This window comes from Luteolibacter yonseiensis (genome assembly GCF_016595465.1).
Classification (GTDB): domain Bacteria; phylum Verrucomicrobiota; class Verrucomicrobiia; order Verrucomicrobiales; family Akkermansiaceae; genus Luteolibacter; species Luteolibacter yonseiensis.
The window spans coordinates 611,895-634,533 of record NZ_JAENIK010000012.1 but is presented as its reverse complement, the minus strand read 5'-3'; the positions used below and the strand labels follow the sequence as shown (position 1 = coordinate 634,533).

The 22,639-nt window shown below is 60.1% G+C and carries 23 protein-coding genes and 1 tRNA gene; 15 read left to right on the top strand and 9 right to left on the bottom strand.

The genetic code is table 11. The features are described from left to right. Positions 1-17: 17 nt before the first annotated feature. The gene (locus tag JIN84_RS18380) at positions 18-455 is read right to left on the bottom strand and encodes a GFA family protein (RefSeq protein ID WP_234043560.1); all 438 of its coding nucleotides are present in this window, start codon (positions 453-455) and stop codon (positions 18-20) included. 168 nt (positions 456-623) lie between these two features. Between JIN84_RS18380 and dinB the strand changes: the two genes are divergently transcribed. From dinB to JIN84_RS18335, 9 genes are all read left to right on the top strand, one after another. After that, the gene (dinB, locus tag JIN84_RS18375) at positions 624-1,664 is read left to right on the top strand and encodes a DNA polymerase IV (protein WP_234043559.1); all 1,041 of its coding nucleotides are present in this window, start codon (positions 624-626) and stop codon (positions 1,662-1,664) included. An 80-nt stretch (positions 1,665-1,744) separates the two neighbouring features. Beyond that, the gene (locus JIN84_RS18370) at positions 1,745-3,040 is read left to right on the top strand and encodes an SGNH/GDSL hydrolase family protein (RefSeq protein WP_200352528.1); all 1,296 of its coding nucleotides are present in this window, start codon (positions 1,745-1,747) and stop codon (positions 3,038-3,040) included. Between the two features lie 33 nt (positions 3,041-3,073). Further along, complete coding sequence (locus tag JIN84_RS18365; RefSeq protein WP_200352527.1) at positions 3,074-4,339, top strand: hypothetical protein; 1,266 nt, start codon at positions 3,074-3,076, stop codon at positions 4,337-4,339. 109 nt (positions 4,340-4,448) lie between these two features. After that, the gene (locus JIN84_RS18360) at positions 4,449-5,912 is read left to right on the top strand and encodes a carboxypeptidase M32 (protein ID WP_200352526.1); all 1,464 of its coding nucleotides are present in this window, start codon (positions 4,449-4,451) and stop codon (positions 5,910-5,912) included. Between the two features lie 4 nt (positions 5,913-5,916). Further along, on the top strand, positions 5,917-6,531 hold the full coding sequence (gene tmk / locus JIN84_RS18355) for a dTMP kinase (RefSeq protein ID WP_200352525.1): 615 nt from the start codon (positions 5,917-5,919) through the stop codon (positions 6,529-6,531). Between the two features lie 213 nt (positions 6,532-6,744). Further along, positions 6,745-7,200, top strand: a complete 456-nt coding sequence (locus tag JIN84_RS18350) for a PA2169 family four-helix-bundle protein (protein WP_200352524.1) — start codon at positions 6,745-6,747, stop codon at positions 7,198-7,200. A 78-nt stretch (positions 7,201-7,278) separates the two neighbouring features. Then, positions 7,279-7,449, top strand: coding sequence for a DUF1328 domain-containing protein (locus JIN84_RS18345; protein WP_200352523.1), 171 nt, complete (start codon positions 7,279-7,281; stop codon positions 7,447-7,449). Between the two features lie 34 nt (positions 7,450-7,483). Continuing rightward, a complete protein-coding gene (locus JIN84_RS18340) occupies positions 7,484-7,840 on the top strand; it encodes a hypothetical protein (protein ID WP_200352522.1) in 357 nt (118 codons plus the stop codon). A gap of 90 nt (positions 7,841-7,930) precedes the next feature. After that, on the top strand, positions 7,931-9,142 hold the full coding sequence (locus JIN84_RS18335) for an NAD(P)/FAD-dependent oxidoreductase (protein WP_200352521.1): 1,212 nt from the start codon (positions 7,931-7,933) through the stop codon (positions 9,140-9,142). A gap of 16 nt (positions 9,143-9,158) precedes the next feature. Here the strand turns inward: JIN84_RS18335 and hisD are convergent, their stop codons facing one another. From hisD to JIN84_RS18320, 3 genes are all read right to left on the bottom strand, one after another. Next, a complete protein-coding gene (gene hisD / locus JIN84_RS18330) occupies positions 9,159-10,448 on the bottom strand; it encodes a histidinol dehydrogenase (RefSeq protein WP_200352520.1) in 1,290 nt (429 codons plus the stop codon). 103 nt (positions 10,449-10,551) lie between these two features. Then, entirely contained in the window at positions 10,552-11,055 is a 504-nt protein-coding gene (locus JIN84_RS18325; protein ID WP_200352519.1) for a hypothetical protein, read from the bottom strand. A 164-nt stretch (positions 11,056-11,219) separates the two neighbouring features. Next, positions 11,220-11,726: a YciE/YciF ferroxidase family protein gene (locus JIN84_RS18320; protein ID WP_200352518.1), complete on the bottom strand. Its 507-nt coding sequence runs from the start codon at positions 11,724-11,726 to the stop codon at positions 11,220-11,222. 284 nt (positions 11,727-12,010) lie between these two features. Here JIN84_RS18320 and JIN84_RS18315 point away from each other — a divergent pair, with 284 nt between their 5' ends. Next, a complete protein-coding gene (locus tag JIN84_RS18315; protein ID WP_200352517.1) occupies positions 12,011-12,475 on the top strand; it encodes a hypothetical protein in 465 nt (154 codons plus the stop codon). A 71-nt stretch (positions 12,476-12,546) separates the two neighbouring features. Here the strand turns inward: JIN84_RS18315 and JIN84_RS18310 are convergent, their stop codons facing one another. Then, positions 12,547-14,163 carry a S8 family peptidase gene (locus JIN84_RS18310; RefSeq protein ID WP_200352516.1) on the bottom strand — a complete coding sequence of 539 codons (1,617 nt, stop codon included), beginning with the start codon at positions 14,161-14,163 and terminating at the stop codon, positions 12,547-12,549. A gap of 179 nt (positions 14,164-14,342) precedes the next feature. Here JIN84_RS18310 and JIN84_RS18305 point away from each other — a divergent pair, with 179 nt between their 5' ends. The 3 genes from JIN84_RS18305 (at position 14,343) to JIN84_RS18295 (ending at position 17,790) form a co-directional block, all read left to right on the top strand. Further along, positions 14,343-14,690, top strand: coding sequence for a DUF2288 domain-containing protein (locus tag JIN84_RS18305; protein ID WP_325099617.1), 348 nt, complete (start codon positions 14,343-14,345; stop codon positions 14,688-14,690). 434 nt (positions 14,691-15,124) lie between these two features. After that, positions 15,125-15,964 (top strand): hypothetical protein, encoded by an 840-nt coding sequence (locus JIN84_RS18300; protein ID WP_234043558.1) that lies wholly within the window; start codon positions 15,125-15,127, stop codon positions 15,962-15,964. Between the two features lie 56 nt (positions 15,965-16,020). Then, on the top strand, positions 16,021-17,790 hold the full coding sequence (locus JIN84_RS18295; RefSeq protein WP_200352514.1) for a phosphatidylinositol-specific phospholipase C domain-containing protein: 1,770 nt from the start codon (positions 16,021-16,023) through the stop codon (positions 17,788-17,790). A 230-nt stretch (positions 17,791-18,020) separates the two neighbouring features. Here JIN84_RS18295 and JIN84_RS18290 read toward each other — a convergent pair whose 3' ends face one another. Beyond that, the gene (locus JIN84_RS18290) at positions 18,021-19,601 is read right to left on the bottom strand and encodes a glycogen synthase (protein WP_200352513.1); all 1,581 of its coding nucleotides are present in this window, start codon (positions 19,599-19,601) and stop codon (positions 18,021-18,023) included. 303 nt (positions 19,602-19,904) lie between these two features. Further along, the gene (locus tag JIN84_RS18285) at positions 19,905-20,528 is read right to left on the bottom strand and encodes a hypothetical protein (RefSeq protein ID WP_200352512.1); all 624 of its coding nucleotides are present in this window, start codon (positions 20,526-20,528) and stop codon (positions 19,905-19,907) included. Positions 20,529-20,698: 170 nt separating this feature from the next. Here JIN84_RS18285 and JIN84_RS18280 point away from each other — a divergent pair. Both JIN84_RS18280 and JIN84_RS18275 read left to right on the top strand, forming a co-directional pair. Then, positions 20,699-20,774: transfer RNA gene (locus JIN84_RS18280), tRNA-Ala, on the top strand. A gap of 333 nt (positions 20,775-21,107) precedes the next feature. Beyond that, positions 21,108-21,302, top strand: coding sequence for a hypothetical protein (locus JIN84_RS18275; protein WP_200352511.1), 195 nt, complete (start codon positions 21,108-21,110; stop codon positions 21,300-21,302). Positions 21,303-21,323: 21 nt separating this feature from the next. On the opposite strand, the gene JIN84_RS18270 is transcribed toward JIN84_RS18275, so the two are convergent. Next, on the bottom strand, positions 21,324-21,818 hold the full coding sequence (locus tag JIN84_RS18270) for a GNAT family N-acetyltransferase (protein WP_325099616.1): 495 nt from the start codon (positions 21,816-21,818) through the stop codon (positions 21,324-21,326). A gap of 62 nt (positions 21,819-21,880) precedes the next feature. Continuing rightward, positions 21,881-22,552 carry a tRNA (guanosine(37)-N1)-methyltransferase TrmD gene (trmD, locus tag JIN84_RS18265; RefSeq protein ID WP_200352510.1) on the bottom strand — a complete coding sequence of 224 codons (672 nt, stop codon included), beginning with the start codon at positions 22,550-22,552 and terminating at the stop codon, positions 21,881-21,883. Between the last annotated feature and the right edge of the window lie 87 nt (positions 22,553-22,639).

The window sequence follows — 22,639 nt, the reverse complement described above, 5'->3', positions numbered from 1 at the left end:
GGGATAGGTCAACAAGCTCATGGAGTGTCGGCCTCCGGCTTTTTCGAAAAATGTCCGGAAAATTTGCGCGTCGAGGAGTCCATGAAATCCCACGGCTGGGCATCTTCCACGTATATCTCGAACTTCGGCTGGAAAATGGCCGGATCGTCGAGACTCGACGCCACCACGCCGATGATGCCCCGTTCCGCATTTTCCGCGCCCGTCAGCCGGGAACCGCACTCCGGACAAAACCCGCGCACATTATGTCCTCCACCCTCGGTCGCGGTGGAATGCCGCCGGACCTCTCCCTGTGTCAGCCGGAACGCCGGATAGGGGAAAACAACCACAGGCACATAAGGTCCGCCCGTGATCCGCTGGCAGTCGCGACAGTGGCATTTCAACATCAGCACCGGTTCCGCCGTGCTCTCGTATCGCACCGCCCCGCAAATGCATCCTCCAGTGATCGGCAAGTTCATCGTGCCTCAAACATGACCGCACCCGCCGTTTTCTCCACTCCGAAATGACAGTCCCCGCATGCGTCCCCCCGGCGTATCGCGACACCGCCGCAGCCGCGTTGAAAATCCCGGGGTTCCCGGATTTGCTGTGGCGCATCCCGCCTCCGCAGCCGACACTGTGCCCGCCGCTTGAGAAAAATCATCCACATCGACATGGACTGCTTCTACGCCGCCATCGAGGAACGGGAGAACCCCGCCTTGCGCGGCAAGCCCGTGGGCGTGGGCGGTGGCGAGCGGCGCGGCGTGCTGACCACGGCGAACTACGAGGCCCGCAAATACGGCTGCCGCTCCGCGATGCCTGTCTTCAAGGCGCTCGAACTTTGTCCGCAGCTCATCCTCGTGCCGGTGAGGTTCGATCTTTACCGCTCGGTCAGCTCCCGGATCCGTGCCATTTTCGGACGGTTCACCGACCTCATCGAGCCGCTCTCGCTGGACGAGGCCTACCTCGATGTCTCGCACCTGGAGTCCAACGGTGCCGCGGTGGCCCGTGAGATCCGCGCTCAGATTTTTGAAGAAACCGGACTCACCGCCTCCGCCGGGATCGCTCCCAACAAACTCATCGCCAAGATCGCCTCCGACTGGCACAAGCCGAACGGTCAGAAACAGGTGACCGAGGAGGAGATCCCGGCGTTTCTCGAAAAGCTGCCCGTCGGACGTATCTGGGGCGTGGGGAAAAAGATGCGTGAGAAACTCACCGTGCTCGGCATCGAAACATGCGGGGACCTGCAGAAGCTCGACCAGATCGAGCTTTCCCAGCGTTTCGGGAAATGGGGCATCGAGCTGTGGCACCTGTGCCGGGGGATGGACGACCGCGCCGTCACGCCCGACCGCACCCGGAAATCGGTGAGCAGCGAGACGACCTTTTCCGAAAACATCACCACGCTGCCAGCCCTCATCCCGCCGATGCGTGGCATGATCGAGGGACTGCTGGAAGATCTCGCGAAGTCCCACTCGGACCGCACCATCCGTTCGTTGGTGGTGAAAATGAAATTCGCGGACTTCGACCGCACCACCGCCGAACGCGCCGGGCACGTGGTGGACATTTCGGTTTTCGAAGACCTCCTCGCTGAAGCCTGGAAACGCGGAAACGCCCGGGCGGTGAGACTCCTCGGGGTCGGCGTGCGCTTCACTGACCCGCAGGAGGTCGAGCAACTCGAGTTCTTCGATTGAATATCGAAATGACGGAGGAATAAAACGCCTTCCGCACGATTCACTTGTAAAATGAGCGGGGCCGGGATCGTTTACGCCACATGATCCGCGCCGCCTGGTTACTGCCGTTTGTTTCCGTCCTGCCCCTCACCGCCCGGGAACTGCCTCCGCTGCCTGCGGAGCTTTCCGCCTACGTGCTGGAACCGGCTCCGGATACCGCTTCCCCTTTCCTGAAAAAAGGCGATCGCATCGCCATCTGCGGCGACTCCATCACCGAGCAGAAACTCTACTCGGTCCTGCTCGAATCCTACCTGACCGCCAGCTACCCGGAGTTGGAAATCACCTGCCGCCAGTATGGCTGGAGCGGCGAGCAGGCGGGTGGCTTCCTCGGGCGCATGAAAAACGACGTGCTGCGCTTCAAGCCCACCGTGGCCACGACCTGCTATGGGATGAACGACTTCCGCTACGTCCCCTACGAGGACGGGATTGCCGCGGAATACCGGAAGAACCAGACGGCCATCGTCACCGTCTTCCAGGAATCCGGCTGCCGCGTGGTGATCGGCTCGCCCGGAATCATCGACTCCGTGCCACACTGGGTGAAATCCGCCGCCGGCACCCAGCAGGACCTGAACCTGAGCCTTTCCCGCTTCCGGAACATCAACGTGGAAATCGCCAAGGCGAAGAACGCCGCTTTCGCGGATCTCTACCGTCCCATGCTGCTCGCTGATTTCAACGCGGAAAAACAGTTCGGCCCGGACTTCAAGGTCGCAGGAAAAGACGGCGTCCACCCGGCGTGGGCCGGACAGGTCATCATGGCCTACGGATTTCTCAAGGGACTGGGCGTCGATGGAAACCTCGGCGCCGTGAGCTACGACGAAACCAGCGGCAAAGCCACCGCCGCGAACGGTCACGAGGTCCTCACCTCCATCGGGGGGAAGATCACCCTCCGCAGCACCCGCCTGCCCTTCTGCCCCGGGCCGGGAGCGACGGATAAAGACGATTCCATCCGCGCGGGCATGGCGCTGGTGCCCTTCGATGACGAGCTGAACCGTTTTCTCTTCCGTGTCACCTCCCCCAAAGCCGAGTCATACACCGTGACCTGGGGAGACCAGAGCCGCACTTACACCGCCAAGGACCTCGCCGCCGGGGTGAACCTCGCCAAGGACTTCGACAACAATCCGCTGGTTCCGGTGTTTAAAAAAATCTGGGACGCCGTTTCCAAAAAGCAGGAATATGAGACACGCCAGATCAAGAGCATCATCCATGGTCCGGAAGGTGCTGCGGATGCCGAGGCTGCCTTCGCGCTCACGGAGAAAGCCCGGACACCGTTGGAAAAAGCGATTTCCGAAGCAAAACAACCCGCCGAACACGCTATCATGGTGACCGCCGTGAAGTGAAACATCCGCATCCCCTACTCCGTAACTCCTGTCATGAACCGCTCTAACCTCATCTTCACCCACGGAGCCGTGTTTTCCGTAGGCATCGCGGCAGCCATGATCGCGAACAGTTTTCGCGAGACCGGCGCTGACGGAACAGGTGGTGGGACAGCCGCTCTTTCCACCCGTTCCTCATCCCGCGGTGCTGATGGATCATCCGGGAGTGCCGAAACCGACCGCGAGGGAAAAACTCGCGATTCCGACCGCGGTCCCTCGGGCAGGCCCAGAATCGACCCCGTCGAGCAGCTCGGCGGGATTGTGAAGATGACGGATGCCTTTTCCCGCCAGCGCGCGTTGATGGATATGATCGAAAAGCTCGGCCCTGACCAGTTCGCCGCCGTCGCGGAACAATTCCGCAATCTCGACCATCTCGGCAATTCGCGTGGCGAATTCGGCCTCATCCTGCAGGGATGGGCCAAGCTCGACCCGCTTGCCGCGCTCGAATACGTCGGTAAGAACGGCGAAGGCCGCGGCCGCGGAACCATTCTCGAAACCTGGGCGGGCAACGACCCGGCCGCCGCCGAGGCATGGGCCAAGGCGAACTTCACCGGCGAGGGGCCGAATCCCTACATGGCCTCCATCATCCGGGGTATCGCAGGCAACGACCTGACCTCCGCCACCCGCCTCGCGGAGGAAATGCCACGCAGCGACGAGCGCGGATATGCCGCGGGTGCGATCACGGACGCGTTGTTCCTCCAAGGCATCGATGCGGCGAAAAACTACCCCGCCACCATCAAGGACGATGCGTTGCGGGGCGGATTCGTCGCCATGATCGCCGAGCGGCTCGCCCAGAAAAATCCCGAGGACGCCGCGAAATGGCTCGCTTCCATGAACGCGGGCGAGGACCAGATCCGCGCCGCCCGCGGCGTCGCCCAGGCCCTCGCTTCGAAAGATCCTGACGAGGCCGCCCTCTGGCTGAAATCCCTCCAACCGGAAGCCCGGGGCGAGGCCGCCCGGGGCATCATCCCCGCCATGTCCTCAGGCGACATGAACAAGATCACCCAGACCGCGAAATGGGTCGCCACGCTCGCAGGCACACCGGGCTACGACAACGTCGTCGAGGAGTTCGTCTGGAGCTGCAACACCCGCGCTCCCGAGCAGTCCGCCGCATGGATCCAAGGCGTCGCGAATCCCGACCAACAACGCCGTCTCTATTACCGCATGCTCGGTGAATGGTCGCAGCGGGACGCTGCCGCAGTGAAACAATGGGTCGCCGCGAACAACGTCCCTGAAGACGTCCGCCGCCGGTTCCTGCGGTAACGCCGTGCGGAGGCAACCGGGTCGAATGACCTGTGGCTCCTCGTAAGTCTTCCCACAAATCCCCATTTTCCGGCTTTGCCTCGCGGCGGGATTCATTCAGAAACCCCGCATGCCGATTTTTGAAAAAGCCCGCGAGCTTGCGGTCATCAACTCGTCCGCCGCCGTCATCGGCTGGGACCAGGAAACCTACCTGCCGGAAGCCGCCGCGAAGCACCGTGCGGATCAGCTCGCATGGCTCTCCTCACGCGCCCACGAACTCTCCACGTCCGATGCATGGAGGAGGGATCTCGAAGAGGCCGAGGCGGCTGATGATGGCTCCGATTTCAAAAAAACCGCCAATCTCCGGGAGATGCGCCGCGAGTTCGACCGCGCGACGAAGCTGACGGTGGAACTCGTCGCCCGTGACTCGGTGGCCAGTTCGCTCGCGAAGCACGCGTGGGCGGACGCCCGCGAGCGGTCGGATTTCTCCACCTTCGCCCCGCATTTGGAAACCTTGCTCGGCATCGCCCGCGAAAAAGCGGATCTGTGGGGATACGCGGACGAACCCTACGACGCGTTGCTGGACGGCTACGAACGCGGAACCAGCACCGCCGCTGTCGCCCGGTTGTTCGACGAAATGCGGCCTTCCCTGCGGGAAATCTCTGCGGGAGCGGTCGAGCATTCCGCTTCACACGCCCCCTCGCTGCCTCCCGGCCCTTATCCCGTCGCCGCCCAGCAGCATTTCAACGCGCGCATCGCCGCGTCCATCGGATTCGATTTTGATGCGGGTCGCATCGACACCACGACGCACCCGTTCTGCACCACCCTCGGACCGAGGGACATCCGCCTCACCACGCGCTACATGGAGTCGGATTTCACCTCGTCACTCTTCGGCGTCCTGCACGAGGCGGGACACGGACTTTACGAACAAGGACTGCCTCAGGATGACTTCGGACTGCCATCCGGCAGCGCGGTCTCGCTGGGCATCCACGAGTCCCAGTCGCGGCTGTGGGAAAACCACGTCGGGCGTTCGCGGGAGTTCTGGGAGCATTGGTATCCCGTGGCACAGGGCACCTTCCCCCAACTCGCCGGATTCCCGCTGGAAAAATTCCTCCGCTACCTCTGGCGCGCCGAATTCTCTCCCATCCGTGTCGAGGCGGATGAGGCCACCTACGACCTGCACATCCTGCTGCGTTTCGAGCTGGAGCGGCGCATGGTCAGCGGCAAACTCGCGGTCAAGGACGTGCCCGCCGCTTGGAACGAAAGCTTCCGCGAACTCTTCGGCTTCGCGCCGGAGGACGACCGCCACGGCTGCCTGCAGGACATCCACTGGTCGATGGGTGGGCTCGGCTACTTCGCCACCTATACGCTCGGAAACATCAATTCAGCCCAGCTCTTCGCCGCCGCAGGGAAACAGCAGGCCATTGCCGACGCCATTGGCAAGGCGCATTACCTGCCGTTGTTGGACTGGCTGGGAAAATCCGTGCATGCCCATGGCGCCACGCTCGATCCGGCGGAACTGATCCGCTCCGCCACCGGCACCGCGCCTTCCACGGACGCTTATCTGGCCCACCTCAAATCCCGCTACCTGTAAAGACATGCCGGACGGATTCTTCATCGTCATCGAGGGGATCGATGGTACTGGCAAGTCCACCCAGGTGGCACGTCTCGGCGCCTGGCTCACCGCCCAGGGCCGCGAGGTGGTGCTCAGCCGCGAACCCACCGCCGGACCCTGGGGCCGGAAAGTCCGCGAGTCCGCCGCCACCGGACGGCTTTCTCCCGAAGAGGAACTCGAGTATTTCCTCAACGACCGGCGTGAACATGTGGAAGAACTCATCAGACCGTCGCTGGCCGCGGGGAAAGTCGTGATCCTGGACCGCTACTATTTCTCCACCATGGCCTACCAGAGTTCCCGGGGATTCGATCCGCAGGAAATCCGCAAGCGGAACGAACTCTTCGCCCCGGTACCGGATCTGCTTCTCGTGATGGATCTGGATGTGGACGCGGCCCTCCTCCGCATCGGTGCGCGCGGCGATGTCGCGAACGAATTCGAAAAACGGGAGAACCTCCAGCACTGCCGGGATGTTTTCCTCAGCCTTCGCGAAGAACCATTTGTCGAAGTCATCCCGTGTGGAGGTTCCCTTGATGAGGTGACGGAGCTGGTGAACCAAATTGTTTCGACGCGTCTGTTGGAAACCCGACGGCAGGGCTAAGGCAACCGCTCCATGCGGTAGGCAGATAGCGCAAATCGCCCGAAATCCCCGATTTGCTTTTGGGAAATCAAGGATTTATTGCATTTTGCACACATCGAAGCGATCTGCACGGCCAATGGGCACGCTGCGCACGTGATAAAATAGTCACCCTATTGATAATCATAGCGTTAGCCGTCCGCGACGGCTTGGCACCGTTCCTGCGAAAAGCTTTTCATGCTTACGCTTGAAGATCGTCCGGTCAAAGATGCCGCTGAGTTACAACACGTTCTCACCCGTTACATCGATTCCTACCATGGCTACCAACAGGCGGCTGCGGTGGTATCATCTCCCTCCTTTGCCGAAGCATTTCTCGAAATCGCAGATCGGCGCCAACTCATCGTCCGTCACGTTTCCACCCTCATTCTGAACCAAGGGGAAAAGGTGGATTCCGAAAGCAGTCCGGAAGCGACGCTCCACCGTTGGTGGATGCTGGCCCGGGCTCTCATGACCGACGACGAGCTGAAAGCCGTGCTGGCCGAGTGCGTGAGGGGCGAAAAGGAGCTTTCCCGAACCATCCACGACGTTCTCACCCATGGAAACCTGGATGCGAACCATGCCGCCATCATCACTGACGTGGCCACCGAGCTTGAAGAAGCCATCCGCACCTTCGAATCCGTCTTGAATCCGTAATTCTCACACCATGGCGGGCGGGGACAAGCCGGGTCACCGCCAGCCTCAGATCCACTCCGGCAATAGAAAATCAAAGTCATGTTAAGCTGGGCACTCACATTCCTCATACTCGCTCTCATCGCCGGGATCCTCGGCTTCGGGGGCATCGCCGGAACCGCATCCTCGATCGCACAGATCCTGTTCTTCGTGTTCCTCGTCCTATTGGTAGTCTCCGCGTTGGCGCGTGCGCTCCGTGGCAAGACCCCTTGAACCAATTTCCTCATCAACCCGTTTCCTCAGAACCATGAATTCATCCTTATTCAACGACAGAAGGGCCTCCAACCTGCTCAACCGCGTCCGTGACGACATCTTCCACCTCCGGGAGGACGTAGGCAGCCTGCTGTCCCACACCACCAAGAAGACCCTCCCCAACGGGGCACGCGAACTGGCTGACCAGGCGAAGAGCCAGCTCGCTGCCGGTGGTGCCTACGCGGCCTCGCGCCTGCGGGATTTCCGGGGACATCCTCCCCGTCAGTCCGCCGGCTGGATCGGCGGGGCGTTGCTGGTCGGAGTGCTTGCCTACGGCGTTTATTCGCTTTGCCAGAACAGACAAACCGATGAAACCCGCAGGTATGAACCGGAAGACGAGATCGGCGGCTGAAACAGCCAATCTCCACCTCAAACACAACCACCACCCGGTCCGGCCTCGCCAGGTCTTGCCGTGGTGGTTTTTTCATAAGGCCCTCCACCCATGGATCTCACCTCGGACCATCCCTTCTGGACGTTGAAAAACGGCCTGCTCGCCGACTTCCCACCCCTCGCTTCGGACCAATCGTGCGACATCATTGTCCTGGGCGCGGGCATCACCGGCGCATGCGTTGCCGAGGCTCTCACGGCGGACGGCCATGATGTCATCATCGTGGACGCGTGTGATGTGGGCCATGGCAGCACCAGCGCCAGCACCGCCCTCCTGCAGTATGAGGTGGACACGCATCTCATCGACCTCATCAAACTGCATGGCCCTGACCACGCGCGCATGGCCTATCAGGCGTGCTACGAAAGTATCGACATTCTCGAAGAGAAAATCCGCTCTCTCGGTCTGGAAGACTGTGCCTTCACGCGGAAGCCAAGCGTCTATCTGGCGTCCGTGAAGGGACATGTCCCGATCCTGAGGGAGGAAAGCGAGGCCAGACGCGCCATCGGGATCGAAGTCGAAGACTGGGGCGAAAGCGACGTGAAATCCCTGCTCGGATTCTCAAGACCCGGAGCGCTGTGCTCGGCACAGGCTGCGGAAGTGGATGCCTACCGCTTGACGATCGGCCTGCTGAAAACGGTGGCGCGCCGTGGCGGCAGGATTTTCGACCGCACCCGCGTCACGAGGTTGGACATCGACAAATCCGGAGTTCTTGTCAGAACCGACCGCTCCTCCACCATCCGGGCGAAGAGGGTCATCGTTGCGATGGGATACCAGACCCAGACCTTGTTTGATACCGCCTCCTGCGTGAATTTGCAAAGTTCCTTCGCTGCGGCGTCGGAACCGCTGGAAGAATACCAACGGTGGTGGAAAAGCTGTCTGCTGTGGGAATCCGCGAGACCCTATTTCTACCTGCGGACCGAGGCCGGTGGCCGGGCGATCATGGGAGGGGAAGATGTTCCATTCCGGAATGCCACCGCCCGCGACAAACTCATTCCCAGGAAAAGCGCGCGGCTGGCGGACCGGTTCAACGGGATGTTTCCGGAAAGCGGAATGGAAATTTCCCATTCATGGGCGGGCACCTTTGGCGAGACCCATGACGGGCTGGCTTTCATCGGGCCCTATCGGAAGCACCCGCTATGCCTCTTCGCACTCGGCTTCGGAGGAAACGGCATCACCTACAGCGTGACCGCAGCTGAAATCCTCCGTCAGGAAGTCCGGGGCCACCGGCACGACTATTCGCCGGTGTTCCATTTCGACCGCAGGTGAGCGCCCGCCGCCGCGTTTACTTTTCCAGCCGGATGGCTGTGGATCTGCCGTGGGCGTCCAAGCCTTCGATGCGGGAAAATTCCTCCACGACCGGAAGCGATTTCCTGACGGATTCCTTGTCCAGACGGACGATGCTGGTACGGCGCTGGAACTGGTCCGCCCGGATGCCGGAGAATGAACGGCCGGATCCCCCCGTTGGCAGGGTGTGGCTGGGACCCGCAAGGAAGTCTCCGACGGCAACGGGAGAGTCGTTGCCCAGATAGATCGCTCCGCAGGTGCGGATGAGCGGCAGCCAGCGGTCCTCCTCCGCGGTGATGAGCGAAAGGTGCTCCGGGGCGAAGGCGTTGCAGATGGACACACCCTCCGCAAAGGACTTCACGTGAAGCAGGAAGGTTCCGCGCTTGAGAACCTCCCGGATGTATTTCGAACGATTGAGGGTGGGCAGTTGTTTTTCGATCGCCTTCACCACCTTGCCCAGCAACGCCTTCGAATCGGTGGCGAAGCCGACAATGCTGTCGCCGCCGTGCTCGGCTTGTGCGAGAATGTCCGCGGCAATGAACTCCGCGTTTCCGGTCTTGTCGGAGAGAATGAGAATCTCGCTGGGTCCTGGCAGGAGATCGATCGAAACCGCGCCGACGAGCTGCCGCTTGGCTTCGACCACAAAGGAGTTGCCCGGGCCGAAAACACGATCCACCGGGCGGATGGTGCGCGTGCCGAGTGCCATGGCCGCGATTGCCTGGGCCCCGCCGACCTTGATCGCCTCGGTCACTCCCGCCGCTTGGAGCGCGTATAAAAGAGCCGGATTCACGGAGCCGTCCGGTCCGCAGGGCGTGGCAGCCAGGATCTCCGGAACTCCCGCCGCCTGGGCGAACCCGGCCGTCATCAGGGCGGTGGAGACCAATGGGGCCTTGCCTCCTGGCACGTAAACCCCCACCCTGTCAAACGGAGTGAATCTCTCGCCAACTGTTGCACCTTCCGCGTTCTTGGCGGACCAATCCTTCCGCAGGCTGCGTTTCGCGAAGGAGTGGATGTTCTTCAAGCTGCGCGCCACCGCGACCTTCGTCTCGGGCGTGACGGCCTTTTCCGCCGCGGCGAATTCGGCGTCACTGACAAAAAGCGTCTTGGCCGTGAGGATCGCGCCGTCGAAGCGTTTGGTGAGGGTGAACAGGGCCTCGTCCCCCTTTGTGGCGACCTCCGCGATAATCGTGCTGACAAGGTCCCGGGTCCCGGGCTCCGGCAGGGCGCGGCGGTTGAGACGACGGACAAACGGCGCGTAGCCGGAATCTTGGTAGCTGAGAATTTTCATGCCGGAAAAGGAGCCGCAAGTCATGCATACGAAATGCCGTTCGCCAAGCGTGATCCGCACTCCCCGTCATGATGCCGCACGGGCAGGACTCCGTTGCGCCGATTCAAGACGCGCCGGGTGGTCTCGAAGCCTTTTCCGGGTGATCATGATCCTCCACCCCATACTGGCTGGCCAGGTTGTCATGGGTGTGGTTTACAAACACCGATTCTCCCAGGGGATGGTGGTTCCCGATGACCTTTTTTACTCCACGGCTCAGGAGATCCGCCACTTGCACACTGGCTTCCACCGCAAGCGCCATGGATGAGGGGGCGGCTTGATGCAGGAAATGGGCGTCATGTTCCATCGAGTCCTCCTCCCGCTCGATATGGGCCAGCAGAGCTTCGATTTTCTCAAGCCTCACGGAGTCGGGTTCACCCCGGCGGACCGACTCCTCGAAGTTCCGCTTCAGCGCGTTCTCCTCGACTTTCAGCGCGTTCAGGCGCCTCAGCAGCTCCTGGCCCGCCGGCAGGCCGATTTCCGCGATTTCCAACTCGAGGTTGTGCAACTTGTTTTCAGCTTCGAGGATCTTTTCCGCGAGCTGCGAAGGATTTTCCGGATTGAATTTCATATCAGTAAAATTGGTTTATTACCACTCTCCCCACTACCCGATGAAACAGCGTCCTGCAATGCGTTTTTACCAAGTTGGCAAGTTTGTCAGCATTATGGAGCCGCACCCCGGGATCATTGATATAACTGGCGATGAACCTGTGGGCATGGATCACTTCACCCACATCAGACCAAGGACGCGCCGCTCCTTGCTCCGGTAAGGAAGATGCCACCGGCGGCGATCCGTGTGATGGCGCTGTCCGCCTCACATACATCTTGAAGCATCTCCGCCAACAGTTTCGAATCACGGTCGAATCCGAGACAATCCGCGAACGCCTTGGCAACGCCATAGCTCGCCATTTCGTAGTGTTCGATGCGGTTGCCGGATGCGATCAGCACCGCGTCCCGCACCTCGCCCGGGACGGTTTTGGTGAGATGCTTTTTGGTTTCAATGACGAGGCCCCGCATCGCGTCACAAATCATGGTTTCGTGTGAAATTCCATGCTCTTTCCGGATTTCGACAAGACTGGAAAAATGCGTGCGGCTGTCACGCAGACAAAGGCGGAACGCATCACGCAGTTCCGTGCGGGATGAGAAAGCGACCATCTGGGGGAGGACGCCTAGCAACTGGGATTCCGCACTGCACAGGTCGTGAATCTGGTTGAAGTAAAGCTGTTCTAGATTCGTGATCATTTTATTAAGGGGGTTTGAGTGCGGATTCGAAAAGGAATCTGTGGATGATTGTGCAGCAAACATACCATCCCGGACCGCGCTGTTGTGACAAGTTCCAACCCCTACATCGCCAGTATCTAACAGCCACGCGGACCGGTTTTTCACGGCAAGGCTGCAGGAAAACTGATGACAATATGAGGCATTATGCACCCGCACAGCGCATAATGCAAAATGCGACTCTGCCTAAATCGTTGAAATATCAATGCTTTTTGCAATGGTATGCATTCTGCGAATCCGGCAGCACCATGAAAACGGCCTACCTTATTCCACTGCTGACCCTTCCACTGATTTTTGCCAACTGCCGGGAAGCCAAACGAACGGTGTCTGAAGTGAAGACGGAAGTCGCCACTGCCGGCGATGTCACCTTTGCAAGGTCCGCCTTCGAGTCACTGGCGCGTGGGGATGCCTCCGTTGCCGAAAAGATCGACTGGCCCGTCTTCACGTCCATCGGCGAGAATGTGGGTGCCTCATACATCGCCCTTCCTTCCGCTATAGAGAAGGAAAAGCTCGTGAACGCGTTCATCACCCAGTTTGCCACATCATTCCGCGAGAATGGTGGCAGCATCGACGCGTTCACCAACTGGCGGGTCACCGCACATGACTCAGCCCACACCGAGGTTGCCGCGGATTCCTCCTCAGGAATACTCAGCATCACCGTTTCCGAGCGTGATGGCGTGGAAAAGGTTTCCTCACTCAACATGATCAAATGATGGTCGTCCGTTGGATCCTTTCCGGAACGAGCTTTCAAGCACTGTCCGGACGGATCCCGGTCTTCCCGGTTTCAGCGCACGTAGAACGTGTCCTCGCGCTGGTTGTTCAACGGAGTGAGGTCCTGCCCGGCGTTGCCAAGGCTGAGATTGGAGCTTACCCGAAGTGGTTCGTTCCCTGCCAATCCATCCAGACGGACCGGCATTGAGAATGTCTGCATCGCCCCCGGGGCGATCATGGTGGCGTTGAACCGCCGGTTGCCGAAACGGGTGTCGATTTCCAGCAGGGTGTTCACCAGCACCGAGGTGCCACGGTTCTGGATGGTCACCTGGATTTCATCGTTCACACCGGGTCGAACGGATCTTACCAGCCGTTGGTTGGTGATGGCCGCATCGACGATGCCGGGGATGTTTCGGTTCATGACGCGCCCGAGATTGAGTATGCCGCTGCCATATTCGGAATCCGGTCCGGGTATTCCGGCCTCGTCCGCATTGTTCATGACGATTTCCGCCGCCTGGCTGGCCGTCATGGTGATACCGCGCCCGTTCGACATGGTGGCGGCGATGGCTCCGCTGACGAGAGGGGCGCTGGCGGAGGTTCCAACGATGGACTGATATTGGTTGCCAGGCCATGCCGCGTCGATCAGGTAACCGGGAGCGGTGATGGAGAGGTAGGTTCCATAGTTGGAAAAATCCAGATGCTCTCCACGCGCATCCACCGCGCCAACACTGATGACGGTCGGATAGGCCGCGGGGTAACAGGCCTCGGACCGCTCCGAATTCCCCGATGCAGCGACGATGAGGACGTTCTGCTTGTGTGCGTAGAGCACGGCTTCCTCAATCAGGGGATTGTTTTCGGTGGTCCCCATCGAAATGTTGATGATGTGCGCGCCGGCATCGATTGCGGCCAGAATGCCCGCAGCGAGTGCGAAGGAATCCGCCCTGCCGTAATCATCGCTGACGCGCACGGAAATGAGCTCCGCAGCCGGGGCCACCCCTTGCGCGAGCGGGTCATTTCCCGCGATGAGCGAGGCCACCGCGGTGCCATGCCCGTTTGTCTTGGAAATGTCCGCCGGGAACGGAGTGATCACGATGGACTGGGAATAGCCGGGCAGCGCCGGGTGGGAGACAATGCCTGTGTCCAGAACGGCGATTTTCACTCCGGCACCCCAGCCGGCATGGTCCGCAGGGACCCCGAGCCACGGGAGAAGAGACTCACCAAAGCCGACAAGCCCCTGTTGCGTCCCTCCTGAGGAGCCCGGTGCCGGAACAGCGGGAAGCGAGTCGAAGGCCACGATGTTTTCCCCGTCCAACAGGTTGGAGAGATCATTCCATTCCGAGTAGCCGAGGCGCACGGCCCGCAGGCGGTCGAGCTGGTCCACCAACTGGATCTTGCTGCCGGCAAGGGCGAAAAGAAACGCACTGTAGGTTTCTTCCGAGGGGAAACGCAGGATCACCTGATCCGGAGTGCCGCTTTCGAACATCTCCACCGTGCTTCCGTCCCGGAACTCTTCACGATAAGGCGCCGACGCACGATGCGGCACGGATACGGCGGGCCTTGCCACCACCTGAGGCCTGACAGGACTATGCCTGACCACGGACTTTTCCACCCCACGCGCGATCCACCATCCCACCAGCCCGCAAAACACGAGGATGAAAATGGAAAGCAGATGCCGTAGGTGGTTTTTCATGGTCGGCCGGTAGCCGGTTTGGCATTCGACATTACACCCCGGGAAGTTTGGAAAGTTGCTAGGGAATTTCCAAACGCCCGGCGCAGCCGAACGCTACTGAAAATCGGCGGGTTGTGAAGAAGGAATATGGGTCACTTTCCGTCCTTGGCTGGAGGAGCGGCATCCGCTAAACCACCCCCGTGATCTCAATCGACGAAAACGCCGCACCGGAACCGATGAAATACGTGATGCTCGGTGAGGACCACAGCACCACGGCGGAAAAACTCGCCAAATACACGGGCCATGTCTCATGGAGCTACCTCAGACCGCATCATGAAAACGGCAGCCTGCTTTTCGTCGATCCGGAGCTGAAGCTGGAGGAAGTGGGCACGGCATTCGCGCACAACGACAGGAACCGTGTGGAGGCGTGGCTGAAGTCGGGAGAGCTCGTGAAGATCGGAAACCTTCACGCCGCCCAATGGGAGGATACCGACGCGGAGTTCGAAGCGCTTGTCGTCTCCCCCTTCGTCCTCTTCCGGCCCGTCTGAACCGTTGCAGGCGCGCACCGTATCCTTGCCGGTGCTTGTCCCTGTCGTCAGGTACCTATCTCCACCCGATGACATTCAATAGAAATATCTGTTATGATAGTTATGTCATACCCCCACGATCGGGGGGGAGGTTTCATTCAAAAGGAAAGTTCGAGAGAATCAGACCATCCCGCTCCGATGATTCCCCCGCCGATGGATTCATCACACCTTTCCGTGTGATTTGAAAAAATATAACATGAGTCATGGGTTTGGGAAATTCGCACGTTGACAATACATCATTCCTTAACTAGTGCATCGGAACCTTCGGGAAACATCGTTCGTTAGAATGGTTTTCCAAGAACATCGTCCGGCGTGAAGCCGGGCATCGACTCTCAAAGGAAAACCCATTTCGTTTGAAACCCTTTCAAAATCAACCCGCACGGGCACGCACTCTCGTGCCCGCATCATGGTGGAAGACCGCCTCATGGCTCGTCCCTTTCGGGATGTTGTCATTTTCGCTTTACCTCGCGGACATCGTCCCGGAGGCGGATACCGCCGACCATGCGAAAAGAGGATCACGCCCCGGAAGGACCGCCCGTCCGGCGGTGGCAAAACACCAGACCTCGTCCAGCACGCTGCTTTTACAGAGAACGCTCGCCAGCGGAAACGCATCAGACAAGGAGCATGCCATGCGGAATCTCCTGCCGGATCTGATGGCGCGTGACATCGCCTCGGCCGCAAGGATGGCACAACACCTGGAACCCTGGGCATGGCGTGAGGAGGTGCTCTTCCAGGTTGCGAGGGAATGGGCGCGGCAGGATCCCACCGCTGCCGCGGCCTGGGCTCGGGAGCTCGGCGATGCCACCGAACGCGACAACGTGTTCAGCCACGTCTGCATCGCGATCGCGAAAGACAACCCCCATCTGGCTTTGGATTTTGCGGAGCACCACAGGCCGTTGCGGGAGAGAATCCTCAAGATCATGGCGGCCGTAGATTCCGTCGAAGCGATCCTCCACGCGGAAAAACTGACGGATGCCGAGGCCCGCCAGAGAGCCTTTGCCAGCATCGCCCTCGGACGTGCGGAAGAATCGCCCCGTGAAGCCGCGCGCCTCGTTGCGGAACATCTGGCATCCGGCCCGCTGCAGGATGAGACGGCGCTGGCCGTGCTCCACAAGTGGATCATGCTCGATCCCGAAGGTGCGCGGGAATGGGTCGGCATTTTCCCAGACGGGCCGCTGCTGGATGTCGCCGAGTCCCAGCTGGCCGCCGCCGCGGCCTATCCCGCCTCCCGTTGAACAATCTTCCCCTTGGAGTGATGAACGACAAACCCAAACATAAAATACAATCCAAGATGATAAAAACCCACCTGGGCAAGATTATGGGCCTGTTCCTGACCGCCATCCCGGCGCTCTTGCATGGCGCCGGCAACAACTGGATGAACTCCGTCGATGGCGCGAGACTCATCTCCGATCTATCCATCCCCGGCACACACGATTCCGGTGCGAGATATGAGCCGGTGGCGGGCACGGCGAAATGCCAGAACCTCACCATCGCGGAACAGCTGAACGCCGGAGTGAGATTCCTCGACATCCGCTGCCGCCACCTTGACAACGCCTTCACCATCCACCACGGCAGCGTCTATCAGAACATCAACTTCAACGACGTGCTCAACGACACCATCGGATTCCTCAACGCGAATCCTTCGGAAACCGTCATCATGAGCGTCAAGGAGGAGCACACCTCCTCCGGCACCACCCGATCGTTCGAGGCCACCTTCGATTCCTACGTCGCCCAGAACCCGGGCAAATGGCTGCTCGCTTCGTCCATCCCGTCACTGACCAACGCGCGGGGCAAGATCGTGCTCTTCCGCCGCTTCGGAGCCGGCGGCCTGCCCAAGGGCATCGATGCCTCGAACTGGCCGGACAACGCCGCCTTCAGCACCGGCGGAACCCTCCGCGTGCAGGACATCTACAACGTCCCGGACAATGATCCCAAATGGAACTCCATCCTGGCGATCCTCAACGAGGCGCGCTACGGAGGCCCCGCCCCCCTCTATGTGAACTTCGCCAGCGGTGTGAAGAGCGGCGTGTTCGGCATCCCCAGCATCACCACCGTCTCGAACAACATCAACCCGCGGCTCACCACCTTCTTCACCAACAATCCCAGCGGCCGCTTCGGCAGCATCCTGATGGACTTCGCGGACGCGTCGAAGTGTTCGATGATCTACAACACGAACACCCCCGCCTCGCGTCCTTCATACCGCGCCGCCTATTACATGATCGTGAACCGCAACAGTGGGAAAGCCCTCGATCTCATCAGCGGGAACACGGGCAACAGCGCTGCCATCAACCAATGGAGCTACGATTACAACGGTCCGAACCAACGCTGGGTGCTTGCTCCAACCGAGGCGTCCAACCATTTCCGCATCTCCTCGTGGGTCAGTGGAAAAGCCCTCTGCATCGAGGCGGATTCCACCGCCACCGGAGCCAGGACCCACGCCTATGACTACACCGGCAACAACACCGGACAGCAGTTCGACCTCGTGGACGCTGGAAACGGCTACTACAAGATCCGCAACGTGAAGAGCAATCTCGTGCTTGAGATCCTCAACGCCGGCACCGCCGACAACGACCGCGTGCAACAGAACACCGACACCGGAGGACTCCATCAGCAATGGCGCCTGCAACCCTGGGGTGACTACCAGGTCCGTGCCTCCACGGGGAAATACATCTGTATCGAAAACGCGGGAAGCTCGAACGGCAACCCGATCATCCAATACACCTACGAGAACAACCCGTGGTTCAAATGGCGCTTCGAAGGCGTGACCAACGGCCATCTCAAGGCGTCCAGCCTCAACGCCCTCGGTCGCGCGATCTCCGTGGTCGGCGGCACCAGCGTCAATGGCGAGGACTGCCAGCTTTACGACTACAACGTGGCGAATGCCGGAGACCAGAAGCTCCGCATCGTGCCGAAGACGAACGGAAACGTGAAATTCCATTTCGTCCACGACGGCATGAGCTGGGATATCCCCGGAGGAAACTCGGCAAACAACGTGCGTCTCGAGCAATATCCCGACAACGGCAATGCCTGGCAGGAATTCCTGTTGGAAGCCGTGAGATAGGCGGATCAAGCGGCGGACGCATCCCGCAAATCACACTTCCGCCGCCGCGATGAAACGTGGCGGCGGATTTCACAATGCAAGGCGGACACACCGCTCCACAGCGGCCGCAAAAAAGAAGCCAGGCAGAGTGAGCCGGAAAAGCCGACATACCCGATCACCGAAAGCCAGCCAATCTTGGTGGGCCAGCTTCACCAAGACCGTTTACGTTATCCCATGGGACGACGTCATGATCACCCCTCGGCGAGACTTTCCGAAAGGCTCTCCGCGATCGCCTTGATCACCTCTCCGGATTCCTTCTCCACCAGCGGGCGGGCGAGCATTTCCTCGTAGATGCTGATGTAGCGGCGGGCGACTTCCTTATGGCTGAATTCCTGTTCGCTCTCGATCATCACGCGGCGGATCTCACGCTCCCGGATTTCCGCAGGAAGTGAGTAGAATTCCATCGCCCGGTCGATGGCCCAGCGGAAGCCTTCCGACGAGTAGTGGTCGAAGCGGAAGCCGTTTCCGGTGGAGTGGCCGACGTCGATGTGGCGGACGGTGTCGTAAAGTCCGCCCGTCGAATGCACGACCGGCAGCGAGCCATAGAGCGGAGAGGTCATCTGAGGCAGACCGCAGGGCTCGAAGAGCGACGGCATGAGCATGAAGTCTGAGCCTGCATAGGCGAGGCGCGACAAACGCTCCTCGAAGTCCACGATCGCCACCCGCTCGTGCAGGTCGAACGCGCAGACGATCTTGTCGATCCATTCCTGATGCGGACCATTGGCCACGATGACCACCTGCAAATCCCGCTCCCAGTAGTCCGACACCAGCTTGTGCAGGATCTCCGTGAGCAGTTGCGGGCCTTTCTGTACGGGATCGAGACGGGAAGGCCAGAAGAAGATGGGGGCGTCGGGATTCTGTTTGAGATGGAGTTCGCGTTGGAGCGCCTGCTTGTTGGCGGCCTTTCCCTCCACAAAGTCGGCGACACCGAAATTCCGCTCGAGCGCGTCGTCCGTCAGCGGATTGTAGGAAACGTCCGGAGCGTTCAGGATGCCGGCCGAGCATCCGGCGGCGTATTTCGCACGGAGTTCCGCGCGCACGGAGTTCGGCACCACGGAATGCCACCCCTCCACGATTTCCCAAAGGAACCTCGGGCTGACGGTATTGATGTAATGCGCGGCGAAAATCCCGGAAGTCAGCAGATCGATCGGGATGTGCGAGCGGGCGTGATCGTAGTTGAAGGGAGGGCTGGCGAAGAAAAGATTCATCCAGAACTCCGCGGCGTCGATGCCCGCTTCCTCAACCTGTGCCAGCGACACCTGCCGCGTGTGGATGTTGTGCACCGTGAAAAGGCTCTTGATGCCGCGGCGGCGGGCCATGCCGGGAATGAGGGCGGTCATCCAGTCGTTGCAGTGGATCAGGTCCGGATTCACCCGGGGGATGATGTGGTTGATCACCTCGCGCTGGAACACCAGGGCGATGCGCATGGCCTCGTCCGACTGGTTGCTGTAAACCTGCTCGCGATAGTAGAAAATGCGGTCCTCGGCCAGGTGGATGTGCGCCTCCGGGAGGACTTCATGGTATTTCCTCAGCTCCTTTTCATGCAGGCTGAAAATGTCGCCCTGGAACATGCGGCGATAGTTGGGCATGGCGACGTGCACGTCGGCACCAAGCTCGAAAAGCGCCGATACCAGCGAGGCTGAAACATCCGCCAGTCCTCCCGCCTTCGCCGACATCCTCTGCGCCATGTTCCCCATGCCGGATGGCAGATAGGTGATTTCCGGAGTGACAATCAGGATGCGTGGCTTGGTGCTTTTGGTAGTGACAGGCATGGGGCTCGGATTTTTTCGTCCTCTATTCGTTCCGATACTGGTGAATAGTCACCAGTATCGCCAACTCAAATAATGGATTTCGGGCGAATATTTTCGCGGCTCCTTACGGGATCGTGCAAATTCCGAATCTACGCAAGTGGCTGGGGCATCAATTCCCACATGAAGTGCCCCATACCAAGCTTGATCAAGGAATGACCTGACTCTCAGCCTGCCGGCGGCGTAGGGAAAGGCTGAGCATGGTGCCTCCATCGGGCGTCCGTCAGACCTTGCGGACGCACTCCGCGCATCTCCGGGCTTCCTGTCTCAACCCGGTTCGTCCGCCAGATACCGGATGCAGAACTGCGACCATGTCTCCAAGCGATCGAACATCGGACCTGCCAGTTCCTCCAGCGGAGTGAAACCGAGGTCCGTCAACGCGTCCTCACGCGAAGCCACCGCGTCCGATTTCAAATCCACCAGATGCACGATGCCCAGATGCACCTGCCCGACCGGGTTCGATTCATCGTTCAACAATGCGATGATGCGGTGCTCGTGTTTCTCCGGCAGATCCAGCTCTTCCTCGATTTCCCGGGTCACCGCGGCGTGGTAGGCATCCGATCCCTTGCGGTTCTCCCCCATGTCCACAGGGTTCACGTGCCCGCCGACGCCTACGGAAATCTTCGCATGCAGACGGCTCTCTCCGCCCGCCTTGCCTCGGGTGTAGTGGAGAATGCGGTCACCGCAGCGGAAGATACAGTAAGGGATCAGCTGCTTGTGGCCCGGATCCTCCTCCGCCGCCGCGCGATCCATGAAAAAGTGATTCGCGGGATCCAGCAGTTTCGCCACCGCACCGTCCAAGCCCTCCGTGCGGACGCCGGTGAACGATCCGATCTCGTCCAACAACGCACGCGTCACCACCAACACTTCCTCTCCTGCATATTTCGACATGCGGCGCAGCATAATCGGCCGCCACCTCCCGCCAAGCCACATCGTGTGGATTCTTCCAAAACTGCTTTAAAAGCGGGCGATTTAAACTGAGTTTAAGAAAAGTGATCTTTTTCCCAAAAATCATCTTGCCCCGCTCCGATCACGCCGATACATCTCCGCCGCACCCGCGAGGGGCGTTAGCTCAGTTGGTAGAGCACTTGCATGGCATGCAAGGGGTCAGCGGTTCGAATCCGCTACGCTCCACCAATTCTCACCCGAGAGAATTGGATTTTCCCACGCGTTTGGCATACCCATTCCCAGCCTTGTTCCCATGCCATTTTCCAGGCATGCCCCGGTGGACGGAATAAAACACAACCCTACCCTGAAATTTATCTAAAGCACAAGAGAATCAATCGGATTCATGGCTTGCCATGGGGGGAATGATTCGAATTACACTGAGAAATGAGAGCGATCATAAAAGGGACATACCATCCGAATCCCGATGGCTCGAACCGCTCTCAAATCATCCGGAAATATTGCAAGGTAGGTTTGCGGGTTGAAGCGGTCCCCGACCCGAAAAACCCACACGAACCAGATGCGATGGCCATCCATCTCGTCATAAGGCGGCTGCTCGTCCCGAAGAAATTACAGATCGGATATCTGGAGGCGTCGATCCTCCAGGTCAGCCCGGAGCAATACTCCGCAGGTGTGAAACTTTCTGGAAAGGTTGTCAGGATCCACGCCCCCTTCGGAGACAATTCGCCGAGAGTCACGATAGAATTGAAACCGCATTGAGCGGCTCCGCACCGCCGGCCATCAGTCGATGATCCTCCTCATCGGGATCATGTTTGAATGCTCGAATCCGCGCTTCTTGAAAAATTCCTGGGACTCCGCGCTGATGCGGTCGGTGAGAAGGGTGATGCGTTTGAAATGCTTTTTCTTCGCAAAATCCTGCACGTAGTCCAGCAGCATGGTGCCGTAGCCCTGTCCACGATGGTCGGGGTGGATCACCACGTCTTCCATCAGGATGACGAATCCTCCGCGAGCGGTGGAGATCGTGAAGAGAAGATTCACCATCCCGAAGATGGAATCATGGTTTCTCACCACGAAGATGCGTCCGCGGTTCGGCTGCTCCAGGATCAGCTGCAGCCCGCGCTCCTGCACCGCGCGATCCGGTGTGAAATCACCGGAGGCGTCGAAAAGATTCATCACCAGCTCCGTAAGCGCCGGCAGGTCTTCGATCGTCGCAGGCTCCACACGTGGCAGGTCGGCCTCGCTTCCGGCGGTCGCGGCATTCGTCTCGGTTTTCACGCGGCCAGCTTGTCAGGAATTCCCGTCTGGAACATGAAATTTTCGACCCGGCCTGAATTTTTTCACGACAACAGATCCGGACGGTTGGCCCGGGTCCTCGCCAACGCCTGTTCTTGTTTCCACGCGGAGATTTTCCCGTGATTTCCCGAAACCAGTACATCCGGCACCTTCATCCCCCGGAAATCGATGGGCCGGGTGTAAGCCGGTGCCTCGAGCAGGTTCGGATCCGTGAAGGATTCATCCACAGGCGATCGCTCGTCGCCGAGAGCGCCGGGCAGCAGGCGGATCACCGCGTCACACACCACGGCCGCCGCCAGCGCGCCATTGGTCAGAATGTAGTCGCCGATGGAAATCTCCTCGTCCACCAGCGCCTCGATGATCCGGTGGTCCATGCCTTCATAATGTCCGCAGAGGATCAGCAGATGCTCCGCGCCCGCGAGTTCCCGTGCGACCGCCTGCTTGAACGGCCGCCCCTGGGGTGTCATCAGAATCACTTTCGTATCAGGTCTCCGCAGGGCCTCCACCGCGGCGAAGACCGGCTCCGGCTTCAGCAACATCCCCTGCCCTCCACCGCATGGCGTGTCGTCCACGCGACGGTGTTTGTCCTCGGACCAATCCCGCAACTGGTGCCCCGTCACCTCCACCAGTCCCGCCGCGCGCGCGCGCTGGATGATGGAATCACTCAAGGGGGCCAGCGCCACCTCGGGAAACAACGTCACGATATCAATCCGCATGCCGGGACCCTAGCGGAACGCGGGCGCGGCGCGAAATGATTTTCACCGCAATCATCCGAGTTCCCGCTTGCGGGACACGCGTGCCGA

Excerpts from the sequence above, each read along its gene's own strand:
- JIN84_RS18380 (WP_234043560.1), bottom strand. The coding sequence starts at position 455 with ATGAACTTGCCGATCACTGGAGGATGCATTTGCGGGGCGGTGCGATAC.
- JIN84_RS18370 (WP_200352528.1), top strand. The coding sequence starts at position 1,745 with ATGATCCGCGCCGCCTGGTTACTGCCGTTTGTTTCCGTCCTGCCCCTC.
- JIN84_RS18365 (WP_200352527.1), top strand. The coding sequence starts at position 3,074 with ATGAACCGCTCTAACCTCATCTTCACCCACGGAGCCGTGTTTTCCGTA.
- JIN84_RS18360 (WP_200352526.1), top strand. The coding sequence starts at position 4,449 with ATGCCGATTTTTGAAAAAGCCCGCGAGCTTGCGGTCATCAACTCGTCC.
- tmk (WP_200352525.1), top strand. The coding sequence starts at position 5,917 with ATGCCGGACGGATTCTTCATCGTCATCGAGGGGATCGATGGTACTGGC.
- JIN84_RS18350 (WP_200352524.1), top strand. The coding sequence starts at position 6,745 with ATGCTTACGCTTGAAGATCGTCCGGTCAAAGATGCCGCTGAGTTACAA.
- JIN84_RS18345 (WP_200352523.1), top strand. The coding sequence starts at position 7,279 with ATGTTAAGCTGGGCACTCACATTCCTCATACTCGCTCTCATCGCCGGG.
- JIN84_RS18340 (WP_200352522.1), top strand. The coding sequence starts at position 7,484 with ATGAATTCATCCTTATTCAACGACAGAAGGGCCTCCAACCTGCTCAAC.
- JIN84_RS18335 (WP_200352521.1), top strand. The coding sequence starts at position 7,931 with ATGGATCTCACCTCGGACCATCCCTTCTGGACGTTGAAAAACGGCCTG.
- hisD (WP_200352520.1), bottom strand. The coding sequence starts at position 10,448 with ATGAAAATTCTCAGCTACCAAGATTCCGGCTACGCGCCGTTTGTCCGT.
- JIN84_RS18325 (WP_200352519.1), bottom strand. The coding sequence starts at position 11,055 with ATGAAATTCAATCCGGAAAATCCTTCGCAGCTCGCGGAAAAGATCCTC.
- JIN84_RS18320 (WP_200352518.1), bottom strand. The coding sequence starts at position 11,726 with ATGATCACGAATCTAGAACAGCTTTACTTCAACCAGATTCACGACCTG.
- JIN84_RS18315 (WP_200352517.1), top strand. The coding sequence starts at position 12,011 with ATGAAAACGGCCTACCTTATTCCACTGCTGACCCTTCCACTGATTTTT.
- JIN84_RS18310 (WP_200352516.1), bottom strand. The coding sequence starts at position 14,163 with ATGAAAAACCACCTACGGCATCTGCTTTCCATTTTCATCCTCGTGTTT.
- JIN84_RS18295 (WP_200352514.1), top strand. The coding sequence starts at position 16,021 with ATGATAAAAACCCACCTGGGCAAGATTATGGGCCTGTTCCTGACCGCC.
- JIN84_RS18290 (WP_200352513.1), bottom strand. The coding sequence starts at position 19,601 with ATGCCTGTCACTACCAAAAGCACCAAGCCACGCATCCTGATTGTCACT.
- JIN84_RS18285 (WP_200352512.1), bottom strand. The coding sequence starts at position 20,528 with ATGTCGAAATATGCAGGAGAGGAAGTGTTGGTGGTGACGCGTGCGTTG.
- JIN84_RS18275 (WP_200352511.1), top strand. The coding sequence starts at position 21,108 with ATGGCCATCCATCTCGTCATAAGGCGGCTGCTCGTCCCGAAGAAATTA.
- trmD (WP_200352510.1), bottom strand. The coding sequence starts at position 22,552 with ATGCGGATTGATATCGTGACGTTGTTTCCCGAGGTGGCGCTGGCCCCC.